This window comes from Stenotrophomonas sp. Ste86, assembly GCF_024519465.1.
Lineage (GTDB): Bacteria > Pseudomonadota > Gammaproteobacteria > Xanthomonadales > Xanthomonadaceae > Stenotrophomonas.
Genome location: NZ_JALJRW010000004.1, coordinates 119,260 through 134,537, shown reverse-complemented (window position 1 = coordinate 134,537; position 15,278 = coordinate 119,260). Strand labels below are relative to the sequence as shown.

Annotated in this window: 14 protein-coding genes; 8 read left to right on the top strand and 6 right to left on the bottom strand. The window is 68.0% G+C overall.

Annotated elements, in window-relative coordinates; all coding sequences use genetic code 11:
* Nucleotide 1 precedes the first annotated feature (1 nt).
* A complete protein-coding gene (locus NR101_RS05845; protein WP_256774717.1) occupies nucleotides 2–931 on the top strand; it encodes a phosphate/phosphite/phosphonate ABC transporter substrate-binding protein in 930 nt (309 codons plus the stop codon).
* Entirely contained in the window at nucleotides 928–3,054 is a 2,127-nt protein-coding gene (locus tag NR101_RS05840) for an EAL domain-containing protein (RefSeq protein ID WP_256774718.1), read from the top strand. The genes NR101_RS05845 and NR101_RS05840 overlap by 4 nt, the downstream gene beginning before the upstream one ends.
* Nucleotides 3,055–3,087: 33 nt before the next feature.
* On the opposite strand, the gene epmB is transcribed toward NR101_RS05840, so the two are convergent.
* On the bottom strand, nucleotides 3,088–4,092 hold the full coding sequence (gene epmB / locus NR101_RS05835; protein ID WP_256774719.1) for an EF-P beta-lysylation protein EpmB: 1,005 nt from the start codon (nucleotides 4,090–4,092) through the stop codon (nucleotides 3,088–3,090).
* A gap of 126 nt (nucleotides 4,093–4,218) precedes the next feature.
* Between epmB and efp the strand changes: the two genes are divergently transcribed.
* The 5 genes from efp (at nucleotide 4,219) to NR101_RS05810 (ending at nucleotide 8,657) form a co-directional block, all read left to right on the top strand.
* Nucleotides 4,219–4,788: an elongation factor P gene (efp, locus tag NR101_RS05830; protein ID WP_256774720.1), complete on the top strand. Its 570-nt coding sequence runs from the start codon at nucleotides 4,219–4,221 to the stop codon at nucleotides 4,786–4,788.
* Between the two features lie 272 nt (nucleotides 4,789–5,060).
* Complete coding sequence (locus tag NR101_RS05825) at nucleotides 5,061–6,404, top strand: TRZ/ATZ family hydrolase (RefSeq protein ID WP_256774721.1); 1,344 nt, start codon at nucleotides 5,061–5,063, stop codon at nucleotides 6,402–6,404.
* Between the two features lie 16 nt (nucleotides 6,405–6,420).
* Nucleotides 6,421–7,152 carry a bifunctional 2-polyprenyl-6-hydroxyphenol methylase/3-demethylubiquinol 3-O-methyltransferase UbiG gene (gene ubiG / locus NR101_RS05820; protein ID WP_256774722.1) on the top strand — a complete coding sequence of 244 codons (732 nt, stop codon included), beginning with the start codon at nucleotides 6,421–6,423 and terminating at the stop codon, nucleotides 7,150–7,152.
* Complete coding sequence (locus NR101_RS05815) at nucleotides 7,136–7,825, top strand: phosphoglycolate phosphatase (RefSeq protein ID WP_256774723.1); 690 nt, start codon at nucleotides 7,136–7,138, stop codon at nucleotides 7,823–7,825. The genes ubiG and NR101_RS05815 overlap by 17 nt, the downstream gene beginning before the upstream one ends.
* A 124-nt stretch (nucleotides 7,826–7,949) precedes the next feature.
* Entirely contained in the window at nucleotides 7,950–8,657 is a 708-nt protein-coding gene (locus NR101_RS05810; RefSeq protein WP_256774724.1) for a squalene/phytoene synthase family protein, read from the top strand.
* Between the two features lie 319 nt (nucleotides 8,658–8,976).
* Here the strand turns inward: NR101_RS05810 and NR101_RS05805 are convergent, their stop codons facing one another.
* From NR101_RS05805 to yidD, 3 genes are read right to left on the bottom strand one after another with little or no spacing between them, the layout of a single operon-like run.
* Complete coding sequence (locus NR101_RS05805) at nucleotides 8,977–9,822, bottom strand: M23 family metallopeptidase (protein WP_256774725.1); 846 nt, start codon at nucleotides 9,820–9,822, stop codon at nucleotides 8,977–8,979.
* The gene (locus tag NR101_RS05800) at nucleotides 9,822–11,168 is read right to left on the bottom strand and encodes a dihydroorotase (protein ID WP_256774726.1); all 1,347 of its coding nucleotides are present in this window, start codon (nucleotides 11,166–11,168) and stop codon (nucleotides 9,822–9,824) included. The genes NR101_RS05805 and NR101_RS05800 overlap by 1 nt, the downstream gene beginning before the upstream one ends.
* A gap of 1 nt (nucleotide 11,169) precedes the next feature.
* On the bottom strand, nucleotides 11,170–11,427 hold the full coding sequence (gene yidD, locus NR101_RS05795; RefSeq protein ID WP_256774727.1) for a membrane protein insertion efficiency factor YidD: 258 nt from the start codon (nucleotides 11,425–11,427) through the stop codon (nucleotides 11,170–11,172).
* A 272-nt stretch (nucleotides 11,428–11,699) separates the two neighbouring features.
* Here yidD and dksA point away from each other — a divergent pair, with 272 nt between their 5' ends.
* Nucleotides 11,700–12,950 carry an RNA polymerase-binding protein DksA gene (gene dksA, locus NR101_RS05790; RefSeq protein WP_256774728.1) on the top strand — a complete coding sequence of 417 codons (1,251 nt, stop codon included), beginning with the start codon at nucleotides 11,700–11,702 and terminating at the stop codon, nucleotides 12,948–12,950.
* Nucleotides 12,951–13,510: 560 nt separating this feature from the next.
* Here dksA and NR101_RS05785 read toward each other — a convergent pair.
* Together NR101_RS05785 and NR101_RS05780 are read right to left on the bottom strand one after the other, a co-directional pair.
* Complete coding sequence (locus NR101_RS05785; protein WP_256775635.1) at nucleotides 13,511–14,764, bottom strand: MFS transporter; 1,254 nt, start codon at nucleotides 14,762–14,764, stop codon at nucleotides 13,511–13,513.
* On the bottom strand, nucleotides 14,761–15,210 hold the full coding sequence (locus NR101_RS05780) for a SufE family protein (RefSeq protein WP_256775634.1): 450 nt from the start codon (nucleotides 15,208–15,210) through the stop codon (nucleotides 14,761–14,763). Before NR101_RS05780 ends, NR101_RS05785 begins: the two co-directional genes overlap by 4 nt.
* Between the last annotated feature and the right edge of the window lie 68 nt (nucleotides 15,211–15,278).

The window sequence follows — 15,278 nt, the reverse complement described above, 5'->3', positions numbered from 1 at the left end:
AATGCGAGTATCAGGTCTGCGATGGCTGCTGCAGGGGGCGCTGCTGTGTCTGGCCATCGCATGGATGACCGGCCCCGCCATGGCCGATCCCGGCAACGTGCTGGTGCTCGGACGGATCAGCGACAATCCCAAGTCACACTATGCGCAACTGCAACCCCTGCTGGATTACGTGGTCCCGCGCATGCGTGATGTCGGCATTACCGAAGGTCGCATCCTGATGGCGCCCGATGCCCAGCAGATGGGCAGCTACCTGCGCCGCGGCCGCGTGGACTGGGTCACCGAGACCTCCGGCACCGCCGTGGCGCTGGGCATGCGCAGCGGCGCACAGCCCCTGCTGCTCACCGAGCGCAGCGGCGTGCGGGATTACCACACCGTCTTCTTCGTCCGCCGCGACAGTCCGATCGTTTCGCTGGCCGATCTCAAGGGGCATACCCTGGCCCTGCAGAACGTGGCCTCCACCAGCGCCTACCTGGTGCCGGTGATGACCTTGTTGCAGGAGGGGCTGACCCCGGAGATCCTGTTGTCCGCCCGCGATGCGGCCGCCCCGGATACGGTGGGCTATGTGTTCGCCCGCACCGAGGGCAACATCGCCACCCTGGTCCACAAGGGCGTGGTCGATGCCGGCGCGGTGAGCAGCGTGGACTGGTCCGACGGGCATCGGATCCCGGCCAATTTCCTGCGCGAATTCCGCGTCATCCATCGCACCGAGCCGTACCCGCGTGCGGTGGAGATGGTGCGCGCCGGATTGGATGCGAACGTGCGTGATCGCCTGCAGCAGGTACTGCTGGAGGCCGCGGCAGATCCCTTGGCGCAGGATGCGCTGCAGAAGTTTTTTGGTACGTCCGGGTTCCATCGGGTGGATGCGCAGATGCAGCACCGGTTGGATGAACTGAAACAAGGGCTGGCTCGCGTGCGGATGGAAGTGGAATGAGGCTGTTGGGTTCCGGAATGCAGACACGGTTCGTGCTGGCGATGAGCGGCGCGATGCTGGTGGTGGTGGTGATCGTGGCGGTGGTGCTGGGGCGCCAGGCGACCATGCAGGGGGAGGTGCAGCACCTCAGCGGCAACGTCATCCACGACCTGTTCGACCGCAGCGTGCGCAGCCGCGGCGAGGCGCTGGCGCGCGAGCTGTCCGACGCGCTGGCCAACCCGCTGTACTACAACGACCTGGAGCAGGTCGGCGCGCTGGTGCGCAATACCTCGCGGCAGCAGGTGGTGCGTTACGTACTGGTGTTCGACGAGGACGGCAAGCTGGTCCACGACGGCAGCACCGAGGTGATCGATTTCGGCCGGCCGATGAGCGACCCGCTGGCCGCCGGTGCGGTCGCCGCGCGTACGCTGGTGGTGCAGCAGTCGCCCAAGGTGCTCGACAACGCCATGCCGATCATGATCGGCAACCAGCGCATCGGCGGCGTGCGGGTGGGCATGGCGCTGGACGATGTGCAGGCCATGGAGCTGCGCGCCAACCAGACCCTGGGCGAGCGCCTGCAGCAGGTCGGCAAGCGCCACCTGGGCTGGTTGCTGCTGATGCTGGGGCTGCTGGTGGGCATCGGCGTGGGCATGATCATGTATGTGCAGCGCAGCCTGGTCACGCCGATCCGCTGGCTGGCCGCGGCCGCGCGCCAGATCGAGGCGGGGGACTACCGCCCGCAGCTGCGGCAGAGCACGCGCAACGATGAAATGGGCGAACTGGTGCGGGCCTTTGGCCGCATGAGCGAATCCATCGCCCGGCATGACCGCGAAGTGCGGCACATGGCCTACACCGATGCGCTGACCGGGCTGACCAACCGGCTGGCGTTCCGCGAGGCGCTGGACCATCGCCTGATGGCCGCGCGCGCGTCCAACCATCGGCTGGCGCTGCTGTTTGCCGACATGGACGACTTCAAGCGGGTCAACGACACCCTCGGCCACGAGGCCGGCGACGAGGCGCTGCTGCAGTTCGCCCAGCGCATCAGCACCGCGGTGGCCCAGGCCGGTGGGGACGAGGCACTGCTGGCGCGTTTTGGTGGCGATGAATTCGTGATCCTGCTCGGCGAAGGCGACGTGGCCGCCAATGCGCGGCAGCTGGCCGAGATCCTGGTGCGCGAACTCGGCAAGCCGTTGTTCGTGCAGGGCAGGGAACTGTTCCTGGGCAGCTCGATCGGCGTCACCCTGTTCCCCGACGATGCGGCCGATGCCACCACGCTGCTGAAGAACGGCGACATCGCCATGTACCAGGCCAAGATGGCCGGCAAGAACTGCTACCGCTATTACAGCCGGGCCATGGACCATGCGGTGGAACGGCGCGTGCACATGGAGCAGGAGCTGCGCGGAGCGTGGGAGCGAGGCGAGCTGCGGCTGGTCTACCAGCCCATCTTCCGCACCCGCGACCGGCGCATGGTCGGGGTGGAGGTGCTGCTGCGCTGGCAGCACCCGACCCTGGGCACGATCCCGCCATCGGTGTTCATTGAAGTGGCCGAGCAGAGCGGCCTGATCGAAGTGATCGGCCCCAAGGTGCTGCGCGCGGCCTGCATGGAAGCGGTGCAGTGGCCGCACGGCGTGGATAACGACGGCTTGTTCGTGTCGGTCAACGTCTCCCCGCGCCAGCTGCGCGGTGGCGAACTGCCCAGCGTGGTCGCCGACTGCCTGCGCGACACCGGCCTGCCGGCCTCGCGCCTGCACCTGGAGCTGACCGAAACGGCGGTGATCGGCGATGAAATGCTGGCCGCGGCCCTGCTCGACAAGCTGCACCGCACCGGGGTGAAGGTGTGGCTGGACGACTTCGGTACCGGCTTCTCGGGGCTGAGCCACCTGCGCCAGGTGCCGGTGGACGGGGTCAAGATCGACAGGAGTTTCGTGGCCGACATGCAGCGCGACCCGGACGACCTGGCTCTGACCACGGCGATCATCGCCATGGCCCATGCGCTGGGGATCACCGTGGTGGCCGAAGGTATCGAGCAGGAAGTGCAGTTCGACCTGCTGGCCCAGCGCGGCTGCGACCTGGCCCAGGGCTACTGGCTGAGCCACCCGGTCAGCGCCACCGACGTGGTGCAGATGATCGAATCGGGGATGTGAGGCGCCGCGGCCACCGGGGGTGGTCGCGGCGCCTTACACCGGCCGCTTGCTGCTGTCGCCGGAGATCTCGCGGACCAGCTTGGGCACCAGGTAGCCGGACAGGCGCGCGGTCAGCTGCGCATGCAGGTCCTTGGCGGTGTCATCGTCGACCTCGAAATGGGCCACGCCTTCGACCCGGTCCACCTGGTAGAGGTAGTAGGGCAGCACGCCGGCGGCGAAGCTGCGCTCGCTCAGGTCCTGCAGGGCCGGCAGTGAATCGTTGACCCCGCGCAGCAGCACCGCCTGGTTGAGCAGGGTGGCCCCGGCTGCACGCAGGCGCGCCATCGCCGCGTCCACCGAAGCATCGAATTCATTGGCGTGGTTGGCATGGATCACGAACGCCAGCGGCCACGGCAGGCTGGCCAGCCACTGCACCAGTTCGTCATCCACGCGCTCGGGCAGCACCACCGGCAGGCGGCTGTGGATGCGCAGGCGGCGCAGGTGCGGGATCTGCCGCAGGGCCTGGGTCAGCTCGACCAGCTTGTGGGTGGCCAGCGACAGCGGATCGCCGCCGGACAGGATCACCTCGTCGATGTCCGGGTCCAGGGCGATGGCGTCCACCGCATCGCGCCAGCCTTCCCGGGCCGCGTTCTCGCTGCCGTAGTCGAAGTGGCGACGGAAGCAGTAGCGGCAGTTGATCGCGCAGCTGCCGGTGGTCACCAGCAGGGCGCGGCCCCGATACTTCTGGATCACCCCGGTGGCCTTCTTGGCGGCGCCGTCGCCGACCGCGTCCAGGCTGAAGCCCGGCACGACCTTGAGTTCGTCGGTGATCGGCAGGACCTGGCGCAGCAGGGGGTCGTGGCGGTCGCCGTGGCGCATCCGGGCCGCAAAGCCCTGCGGGACGCGCACCGCGAACTGGCCCGCCGCCGCGTCCGACACGCCCAGCTCCAGCGGGTCCAGCCCCAGCTGCCGCAACAGCTCGCGCGGGTCGCGGATCGCCTCGCGCCACCGTTGCTGCCAGCGGACGGGGGCGGCCAGGGGCGTGGCGGAAAGCTGCATGGAATGGGGGCCTGCGGTTATCATGTGGGTCAGAAATATCGCCTCACCCCACCGGTATCGGTGGGATATCCCATTCTATCCGGCTCGCCGCGCCTGCGCGGCGTTTGCCCATTCAGGAGTTTCAGCATGGCCACTGTTGGCATGAACGATGTCAAGAACGGGATGAAGATCCTGATCAACAACGAACCGGCCGTCATCACTGAGACCGAGTACGTCAAGCCGGGCAAGGGCCAGGCCTTTACCCGCATGAAGTACCGCTTCATCAAGTCGGGCCGCGTGGTCGAAATGACCATGAAGGCGACCGACGACGTGGAGAAGGCCGACGTCGTGGATACCAACATGGACTTCATGTACAGCGACGGCGAGTTCTGGCACTTCATGGACCCCGAATCCTTCGAGCAGGTCCAGGCCACCAAGTCCGGCATGGGCGGCGCCGAGAAGTGGCTGAAGGGCGAAGAGTCCTGCATCGTCACCCTGTGGAACGGCGAGCCGATCTTCGTCCAGCCGCCGAACTTCGTCGAGCTGAAGATCACCGAAACCGACCCGGGCGTCCGTGGCGACACCTCGGGCGGCGGCGGCAAGCCGGCCACCCTGGAAACCGGCGCGGTGGTCCGCGTGCCGCTGTTCGTCAACCAGGATGAAATCATCAAGGTCGACACCCGCTCGGGCGAGTACTCCGCCCGCGCAGGCAAGTAATCCGGCGAAGCCGGATTACGGTAGAGCCGAGCCATGCTCGGCTGGCCTTTCGTAACGCCGATCGTTGATCGGCCGGCCCTCGGTAGAGCCGACCGTTGGTCGGCTGGCTCCTGGCAGTGTCGACCGTTGGTCGGCACCCAGGCGCAGCCCGGCGGCACTTCCCGGCGTTCATGAAGCCGACACCCCGCGCAGCCGAGCATGGCTCGGCTCTACCTCCAGAGCGCCCCGGTCGCATACGCCTTCGGGTCGCCCGCCCCGCACAGTGAGCCCGCATGACCGACACCGCACGCATTCCCGAAACCTGTGACCTGCTGATCGAAGCCGGTTACGTGGTCCCGATCGAACCGCATGCGGTGGTGCTGGAAGACCACGCCGTGGCTGTGCGTGGCAGCGAGATCATCGCGATCCTGCCGCGCGCCGAGGCCCGTGCGCGTTTCGCCCCCGTCCAGACCGTCTCGCGTCCCGACGCGGCGCTGATGCCGGGCCTGGTCAACGCGCACACCCACAACCCGATGACCCTGCTGCGCGGCGTCGCCGACGACCTGCCGCTGATGGTGTGGCTGCAGCAGCACATCTGGCCGGTGGAAGCGGCGGTGATCGGGCCGGAGTTCGTCGCCGACGGCACCACCCTGGCGATCGCCGAGATGCTGCGCGGTGGCACCACCTGCGCCAACGAAAACTACTTCTTCTCCGACGTCCAGGCCGCGGTCTACAAGCAGCACGGTTTCCGCGCGCTGGTCGGTGCGGTGATCATTGATTTCCCCACCGCCTGGGCCAAGACCGATGACGAGTACTTCGCCAAGGCCGGCGAGCTGCACGACCAGTGGCGCAACGACCCGCTGATCGGCACCTCGTTCGCCCCGCACGCGCCGTACACGGTCAACGACGCCAACTTCGAGCGCGTGCGCATGCTGTCCGACCAGCTGGACATGCAGGTGCACCTGCACACGCATGAGACCGCGCAGGAAATCAGCGACTCGATCAAGCTGCACGGCCAACGCCCGCTGGCGCGACTGGACCGTCTCGGCCTGGTCAACGACCGCCTGATCGCGGTGCACATGACCCAGCTGACCGAAGCGGAAATCCACCTGTGCGCCGAGCGTGGCGTCAGCGTGGTGCATTGCCCCGAATCCAACCTCAAACTGGCCTCCGGGTTCTGCCCGGCCTGCGCCCTGCAGCGCGCCGGGGTGAACCTGGCCATCGGCACCGATGGCTGCGCCAGCAACAACGACCTGGACATGTTCAGCGAGAACCGCACGGCGGCGATCCTGGCCAAGGCCGTGGCCAACGATGCGACCGCGTTGGACGCGGCTACCACGCTGCGCGCGGCTACCCTGGGCGGTGCGCGCGCGCTGGGCTTCGGCGACCGCATCGGGTCGATCGAGGTCGGCAAGCAGGCCGACCTGGTCTGCGTGGACCTGTCCGCGCTGGAAACCCAGCCGCTGCACCATGTGCTGTCGCAGCTTGTGTATGCCGCCGGCCGCCACCAGGTCAGCGATGTCTGGATCGCCGGGCAGCCCAAGCTGGTCCAGCGCGAGCTGGTCGGCATGGACACTGCGGCGATCGTCGCCAACGCCCGCCAGTGGCGCGAGCGCATCCGCCACATCCGCGCTTGATGCACCAAGGATTCCCATGACTACCCCGCACGCTTCCACCAATTTCGACCAGGCCGAACTGGACAAGTTCGCCGCCCTCGCCAACCGCTGGTGGGACGTCGACGGCCCGCAGAAGCCGTTGCACGCGCTCAATCCGGTGCGCCTGCAGTACGTCGCCAGCCGCGTCACGCTGCGCGGTGCGCGCGTGCTCGACATCGGCTGCGGTGGCGGCCTGCTCAGCGAAGCGTTGGCCAAGGAGGGCGCTGATGTCACCGCGATCGACCTGGCCCCGGAACTGGTCAAGGTGGCGCGGCTGCACAGCCTGGAATCGGGCGTGCAGGTGGATTATCGCGTGCAGGCCGCCGAGGACCTGGCCGCCGAACAGCCGGGCAGTTTCGACGTGGTCACCTGCATGGAAATGCTCGAGCACGTGCCCGACCCGGGCGCGATCATCGCCGCCTGCCACCGTCTGCTCAAGCCCGGTGGCCAACTGTTCCTGTCCACGGTCAACCGCACCCCGGCCGCCTTCGCGGTAGCCATCGTCGGCGCCGAGTACGTCGCGCGGCTGTTGCCCAAGGGCACGCACCACTACCAGGATTTCATCAAGCCGGCCGAGCTGGGCAAGTGGCTGCGCGCGTCCGATTTCAACCTGCGCGACGTCAGCGGCATGGCCTACGAACCGTGGCGCAACCGCGCGCGCCTGAGTTCGCGCACCGACATCAATTACCTGGCCCATGCGGTCAAGCCGGACGATGCCGCCCGTGTCTGAGTCTGGTTTCCCGCAGGCGGTGTTGTTCGACCTGGACGGCACGCTGCTCGACAGCGCGCCGGACATGCTGGCCACGGCCAACGCGATGCTGGCCGCGCGCGAGCGCCCGCCGACCACCCTGGACGCACTGCGTCCGGTGGTCTCCAAGGGCTCGCGAGCGATGGTGTCGGTGGCCTTCCCGGAACTGGGGCAGATCGAGCGCGATGCGCTGGTGCCGGAGTTCCTGGAGCGCTATGAAGGCCTGATCGGCCAGTACGCGACGCTGTTCGACGGCGTGGCAGGCATGCTCGATGCGCTGGATGCTGCCGGCTGCGTGTGGGGCATCGTCACCAACAAGCCGGAATACCTGGCCCGTCTGATCGTGCCGCAGCTGGGCTGGGAAAGTCGCTGCAAGGTGCTGATCGGGGGCGATACCCTGGCCCAGCGCAAGCCGCATCCGCTGCCCCTGCTGGCCGCAGCCGAGCGCCTGCAGATCGACCCGGCCACCTGCATCTACGTGGGCGATGACGAACGCGACATCGTCGCTGCCAATGCCGCCGGCATGGCCTCGGTGGCCGCGCTGTGGGGTTACCGGCTCGATGCCGACGACCCGCTGGCGTGGGGCGCGGAGTGCATGATCGAACAGCCCGCGCAGCTGCAGCGGGCTGGCGCCTGGCCGGTGGCACGCGCCTGATCGCCCGCCAGGCATCGGCCGTGGGCCGAGGCGCAACGCAACCCAGGCATGCACCGGCAATCGGCCGGTGCACACCCCGGTAGCCGCCGACGGTTGGTCGGCACATCACTTCCAAGGATTTCCCGTGACAACTTCCAGCGCCCTCGACAGTTTCCTGGACAAGTGGCGGACCCGCTGGCCGGAATGGTCGGTGGCCGAACCGTTCGTGCCCGAGGCGCAGCGCAGCCTGGCCGTGGCATGGTTCACGCTGCTGCAGGAGTTCGACGACATCCTCAACACCAACGGCGACCCGACCCCGTCCGACGCCAAGCTGGCGTGGTGGGGCGAAGAACTGCGCAGCTGGGCCGCGCAGCGCTCGCGGCATCCGCTGGGGCGGCTGCTGGAGCCGGTGCCTGCGCCGTGGACGGCGCTGGCCGACACCCTGCCGGACTTGATCGATGCGCGCGCAGCCGCGCTGGAGCCGGCGCAGGCGCGGCGTGCGCTGCAGCCCTACGCAGCGGCAGTGGCGGCGGTGGAAGCGGTGATGTTCGACACCCCGGCGCGTGGCGACGTGGCCGCTCCGGTGCTGGTACAGACGTTGGCGCAGCGGCTGCAGGACGCGGGCGTGGCGGCGGTACCGCGCTCGCTGCTGGACGTCGACGGCGACACCGCCGCCCAGCAGTGGGCGCGGCAGCTGCTGGCCCAATGGCCGGCGCGTGTCGCCGGTCCGCGCGTACGTCGCATGTATGCCTCCCTGGCACGCACGCGGCTGCAGGCCAGCGCGCAGGGCCGCGAGCTCAAGGTAACGCCGATGCGCACGTTGCTGCGCACCTGGTGGGCCGGTCGGGGCTGATCTGGCGCCACCCTGCAGATGTGGCGGCAACAGGAGGCACCGCCTCTGTGTGGCGGCCTTGGGAGGCATTCACCGCCTGCGTGCGTCGGCACCGGCAGGCGCGCACCGGTAGGGGCGGTTCCCGAACGACCGCCGGCCGTGTTGATCGACACTGGGACGCATGACGGCTGCCGGAGCAGCGCTTTCGTCAGTGATCATGCGTAACTGGATGGTGCACCGCCCTCGGCGGTCGTTCGGGAACCGACCCTGCCCACGGCGCGCCGAACCAGCCGCGCGCACCTCGCTTGCCGCGCGCGCCAGTCCCTTCCGCATGCATCCATCACTTGCCGCGTTCAAGCACCAGTAGTGGATCGATCCGCGTGTCGAACCAGTTCATGCCCCAGTGCAGGTGCGGCCCGGTCGCACGCCCGGTGGCGCCGACGGCGGCGATGACCTGGCCCTGTTCGACGCGGTCGCCGACCTTCACGTCGATGCGCGACAGGTGCAGGAAGTTCGAGCTGATCCCGAAACCATGGTCCAGCAGCAAGGTGCCGCCGGTCAGGTACAGGTCCGGGCCGGCGAAGGTGACCACGCCGGCGGCCGGTGCCTTCACCGGGGTGCCGGTCGGCACGGCGATGTCCATGCCCGAGTGACCCGCGCCGGGCTGGCCGTTGTAGACGCGCGCATTGCCGAAACGGCCGCTGATGCGGCCCTGCACCGGCCAGATGAAGGCCTGGGCGAAGTCGGTGCGGTCGTCGTCGCGCGCACGCGCGGCGGTGACCTGGGCCTGCTCGCGCTTGATCCGTTCGGCAATTGCTGGCGGCGGGTTGACGGTCTTGGGCGGCACGCCGTTGACCCGCTCGGTCGGCCAGTCGCGCGCGGTCACCGCGATGCTGACCGTCTCGCTGCCGCCGTCGGGGCGCTGTACCTGGAGCTGCAGCGGCCCTTTCTCGTCGCGCCCGATCCCGAACACCACGCTGCCATAGCCACTCACCCGCAGGCTGCGTCCGGCGTACTGGACCACGCTGCCGGCCGGCACCTTGCCGATCACCATCGCGCCCTGCGACGCACTGGCGGGAAATACGACGCGACCGTCCGCCTGCGCCCAGGCGGGCGAGGGCAGCATGCCGCCCGCCACCACACCGCCTGCCAGGAGCAGGCCGACACTCAAGACCCGTGCACGCATCAGCGGTCGAAGCTCATGCGCTGACCATTGGGTGCACCGACCAGCTGCGTCCCGTCCCAGGCCAGTTCGCCGTTGACCCAGGTCGAGGCGATGCGCGAGCGGAAGGTCATGCCTTCAAACGGAGACCAGCCGCACTTGGACAGCACATCTTCGCGCTTGACCGTAAACGGCACGTCTTCCACCAGCACCAGGTCGGCGAAGTAGCCTTCGCGCAGGTAGCCGCGCTGGCTCACATCGAACAGCTGCGCCGGAGCGTGCGCGAACTTCTGCACCACCTGGGTGATGTCCAGCTTGCCTTCGTGGACCAGCTCCAGCGCGGCGACCAGCGCGTACTGCACCAGCGGCAGGCCGGACGGTGCCTGCGGGTAGGGCTTCTGCTTCTCTTCCCAGGTGTGCGGGGCGTGGTCGGTGGCCAGCACGTCGATCACGTCCTCGGCCACGGCGCGGGTGAGGGCCTCGCGATCGCTGGCTTCCTTGATGGCCGGGTTGCACTTGATCAGGTTGCCCAGCCGCGCGTAATCGCTGCGGTCAAAGCGAAGGAAGTGGATGCAGGTCTCGGCGGTGATCTGCTTGCGGCTGCCATCAGCGCGGATCAGCGGGCCGCGCTCGAACAGTTTCAGTTCGTCGGCGGTGGAGATGTGCAGCACGTGCAGGCGGGTGCCGTGCTTTTTGGCCAGCGAGACGGCCAGCTCGGAGGACTTCAGGCAGGCCTCGCGCGAGCGGATGTCCGGGTGCTGTTCGGCGCTGAGCGCATCGCCATACTTCTCGGCGTACTCCTTGGCCTTGGCATCGATCATCGGCGTGTCTTCGCAATGCGTGATGATCGGGGTCGGCGCGTCGCGGAAGATCGCGTCGAGGGTGTCCGGGTTGTCCACCAGCATGTTGCCGGTGGAGGCACCCATGAACACCTTGATGCCCGGTGCGGTCTTGGGGTCCAGCGACTGGATGTGGGCCAGGTTGTCGTTGCTGGCGCCCATGTAGAAGCCGTAGTTGGCGCGTGCGCGGCCGGCGGCGGCGTCGTATTTGGCCTGCAGGATGTCGGCGCTGAGCGTCGGCGGATTGGTGTTGGGCATGTCCATGAAGCTGGTCAGGCCGCCGGCCACGGCCGCAGCCGATTCGGTGGCGATGTCGCCCTTGTGGGTCAGGCCCGGCTCGCGGAAGTGCACCTGGTCGTCGATCATGCCCGGCAGCAGCCAGCGGCCGGCGGCATCTACGACGGTTTCACCCGGGCGGGCCTCCAGGCCGGCGCCGATCTGCGCGATGCGGCCGTTTTCGATGCGCAGGTCGCCGTCGCTGATGCGACCTTCGTTGACCAGGCGGGCGTTGACGATGAGCGTGGAGGACATTTCAGTGTTTTCCTGTGCAGCGGCAGGCGGCGTCGTCCGTGGCGCGCGGCGGCACCTCGTCGATGCCACCGGGATGGAAGGGATGGCAACGGCCCAGCCGGCGCGCGGCCAGCCAGCTCCCGCGCGCGGGCCCATGCGTGGCGATGGCCTGCATGGCGTATTCAGAACAGCTGGGCATGAAGCGGCAACGCGGCCCCAGCAACGGGCTGATGAAGCGCTTGTAGAAGCGCAGCAGGGCGATGAGCAGGCGTGAGATCACCCGCCAATCTTAGAGCAGTTGGCATGAAGGCCGCATTTGTCGCAGGATGGGGCGTTGGCTCCCCTCCGCGTCCACGCGCGTGGCGGGCCGCCCCGGCTGCTGGCCGGGTCAGGTGCCGAACGGCGCAGGTCGGTCCGCTCGATGGGCGGATCGGCCGCACCCCTTGTGACTCCGGGGCTGAACGGAGTAGGCGGTGTGGTTGCTGCTGCTGGTCGGGTAGGCTATAAAGGCCCGCTTTCCCGGGCCCCGGGGAAACCAAGGAAGAGCGTTTCGTGGCTGCTAAAAAAACTGCAAAGAAGGCCGTCAAGGCCGCCAAGAAAACCGCCAAGCCTGTTGCTAAGAAGTTGGCGGCCAAGTCCGTTGCCAAAAAACCGGCCCCCAAGCCGGCTGGCAAGCCTGCATCCAAACAACCGGCGGCCAGGACGGCACCCGTAAAGAAATCCACGGCCAAGGCACCGGCCACGCCGGCGAAGAAAGCCGTCGCCAAGAAGCCGGTGGTCGCCAAGACCCCGGTGAAGAAGGCGGCTGCCACCAAGCCGGTAGTAAAGAAAGCGGTGGCCAAGAAGGCTGCGCCGTCCAAGCCGGTCGCCAAGGCGCCGGTGAAGAAGGCCGCGGTCGGCAAGACCGTCGCGAAGAAATCCGCGGCGCCGGCTGTGTCCAAGCCGGCTCCCAAGCCGACCCCGGTGAAGAAGGTTGCGGCCAAACAGCCGTCGCCCGCGCCGGTGAAGGCGAGCAAGACTGCCAGCAAGCCCGTGGCAACCAGGTCGGCGTCCAAGCCGGCTGCAGCACCCGTAGTGAAGTCCGCACCGAAGCCGGCATCGCCGGCACCGGCCAAGTCTGTCCCGGCCAAGTCCGCGGCCAAGCCTGTTACCCCTCCGGCGTCCGCGCCGGCGCCGGTAGCGGCAGCCCCCGCCTCGAAAGCCCCGCAAAACAAGAATCCCGTGCCCGTTTCGAAATCGCCTGCAAAAACCCCCGTCAAGTCCGAGTCCGCCCCCAAGCCTGTGTCGCGTCCGGTCGGCAAGGTCGCCGTTGCCGTGGCAGCGCGCTCGTCTGCTCCGGCTCCGCGCACCAAGGTCAAGGTGGTGGAATACAAGACTGACGAAGCCACTGGTCGTCCGATCCTGCCCGACGGCTACAAGCCGAGTGCGGAAGAGGAATACATGAGCCCGCTGCAGCTGGAGTATTTCCGCCAGCGCCTGCAGCACTGGCGCAATGATCTGGTCGAGGAATCCAAGCAGACCATCGCGAACCTGCAGGAAGAAGTGCGTGATATCGGCGATGAAGCCGAGCGCGCCACCCGCGAGACCGAGAACTCGCTGGAACTGCGTACCCGCGATCGTTACCGCAAGCTGATCGGCAAGATCAACAGCACGCTCAAGCGCCTGGAAGACGGTGACTACGGCTACTGTGTCGATACGGGCGAGGAAATCGGCCTGGATCGTCTGGAAGCCCGTCTGACCGCCGAACGCACCATCGACGCCCAGGAGCGTTGGGAGCACCTGCAGAAGCAGCAGGGCGACTGATTGCCTGGTTGTTGATGGATGCACAGAGAAACCCGGCTTCGGCCGGGTTTTTTTTTGGTTTTTTCTTCAAGTCATGCGCTCAGGTCAACAAGTCACGCGGTCAGGTCAACGACACAGCCAGGTCAACTGCTCTGGGTGTGCGCCTGTGCTGGCTTGGGCGGGTACGGATGGGCTGGCGGGACACGCTGCAAGTACGTCCTTGTAAGCTCGCGTGCGCCATCCATGGCGCACGACGGTCCCGCCAGCCCACCCGTACCCGCCCTTGACCGTGTGCTGGTGCGCAACGAAAGAGCGCCGCACGTGCGCTGGCTCATCGCGCTCTGCCTTGCCATGGCCACCGAAGAACTGTCCGGGGCGGGTACGGGTAGGTTGGTGGGACCGTTGGGCGCCATGGATGGCGCACGCGAGCCTCCAGGGATGGATTTACGGCGTGTCCCGCCAACCTACCCGTACCCGCGCCAATCAGTGCAGGTAAGCACTCGCCGCCTTTGCTCTCCGTTTCTGCACTTGGCAGAGCGTCTTTTCAGCGCACAGTCAACGGCATGCCGAGCGATCAGTAGCTACTGCAAATCGCGCAGGTTCAAGTTGCGCAGGGTGGGGTTCTTCCAGGCGGTGACGCCGGCCACGCTCAGCACCGCGAAACCGCCCAGGACCACCGCAGGGACCAGCCCGAGCAGCTTGGCCATCGTACCGGCGTAGAACGCGCCCAGTTCGTTGGACGAACTGATGAAGATCCCGTTGATCGAGGACACCCGGCCGCGCATCGCTTCGGGTGTGGCCAACTGCAGGATCGTCGAGCGGATCACTACCGACACCCCGTCGAACGCCCCGTAGAACAGCAGGATCAGCGCCGACAGCCAGAAACTGTGCGACAGGCCGAAGCCGATCACGCACAGGCCGAACCCGGCCACCGCGCACAGCAGCACCCGCCCGGCATTGCGCTGCAGCGGACGACGGGCCAGCCACAGCCCCACGCAGACCGACCCCAGTGCCGGTGCCGCGCGCAGGATGCCCAGCCCTTCCGGGCCGTGGTGCAGGATTTCATGCAGGAACGCCGGCAGCATCGCCACCACCCCGCCCAGCAGCACCGAAAACATGTCCAGTGCCATCGCCCCGACCATGATCCGGTTACCCAGCACGAAGCGACCGCCCTCGGCGATGCTCTTGAAGATCGGCGCGGCCGGGCCGGCGTGCACCGGCTCGGACACCCGCAGCACCGCCAGGCAGCCCACCGCGATCAGCGCCACCGCCACCGCCACCCCGTAGGCCACGCCCTTGCCGCCGGTGGCCACCAGCAGGCCGCCCAGCGCCGGGCCGGCCACCATGCCGGCCTGGAACACCACCGCGCCCAGGCCCGCGCCGCGCGCGTACTGCGGGCGTTCGAGTACCCGGGCGAACAGCGCGTTGTAGATCGGCGACAGGAACGCGCGGACCATGCCGGTCATCGCGATCGCCGCGTAGATCGGCCACACCCCGTGGAACGGCAACCAGCCCTGCGCGACCGCGGTGAGCACCACGGCGGTGAGTACCAGCCCGCTGGCCGCCACCATGCCCAGCCGGCGGCGCGGCAGGTGGTCCACCAGGTAGCCGGCGAACGGGGCCACGCAGAAGAACGGCAGCACCTCGGCCAGGCCGACCAGGCCCAGCGAGAACGGATTGCGGGTTACTTCGTAGATGTGCCAGCCGACCGTGACCGCCACGATCTGGTAGGACAGCATCGCGCAGATGCGATACGCCAGCAGCAATGCGAAGCCGGGCCGCGCCAGCAGCGTGAGCGCGCGCTCCGGTGTCTCGGCAGGGGCGTCGGTACTCACGACTGCGCGTGCTGGGACTGCGCGGTCTCGCGGATGAAGGCGAGCATGGCCGCCACGCCGTTGCTGCGCGTTGGCGACAGATGGCGCGACAGCCCGATGTCCTGGATGTAGGTCGGTTCGGTGGCCAGGATCTCGGCCGCCGAGCGCCCCGAGTACACGCGCAGCGCCAGGTAGATCAGCCCGGAGACGATCGCCGAGTCGCTGATGGCGTGGAAGCGCAGGGTCTGCGCATTGCCTTCCGGCACGATCCAGACCATCGACTGGCAGCCGAGCAGACGGTGCTGTTCGGTCTTCCACTCTTCCGGGAAGGTCGGCAGCTTGCGGCCCAGGTCGATCAGGTACTGGTAACGCTCGGACCAGTCGCCGAAGAAGGCGAACTCCTCGGCGATGGCGGCCTGTGCCTCGGCAGCGGTGGCTTCAAGCGGGAACGGGGATGCGATGGTCATGGGGGGCTCCGGGCCGGTGTGCGCCTTCCGTGGGCTGGCCGTGATGGTTCGAAGGAAGCGCCCGGTCG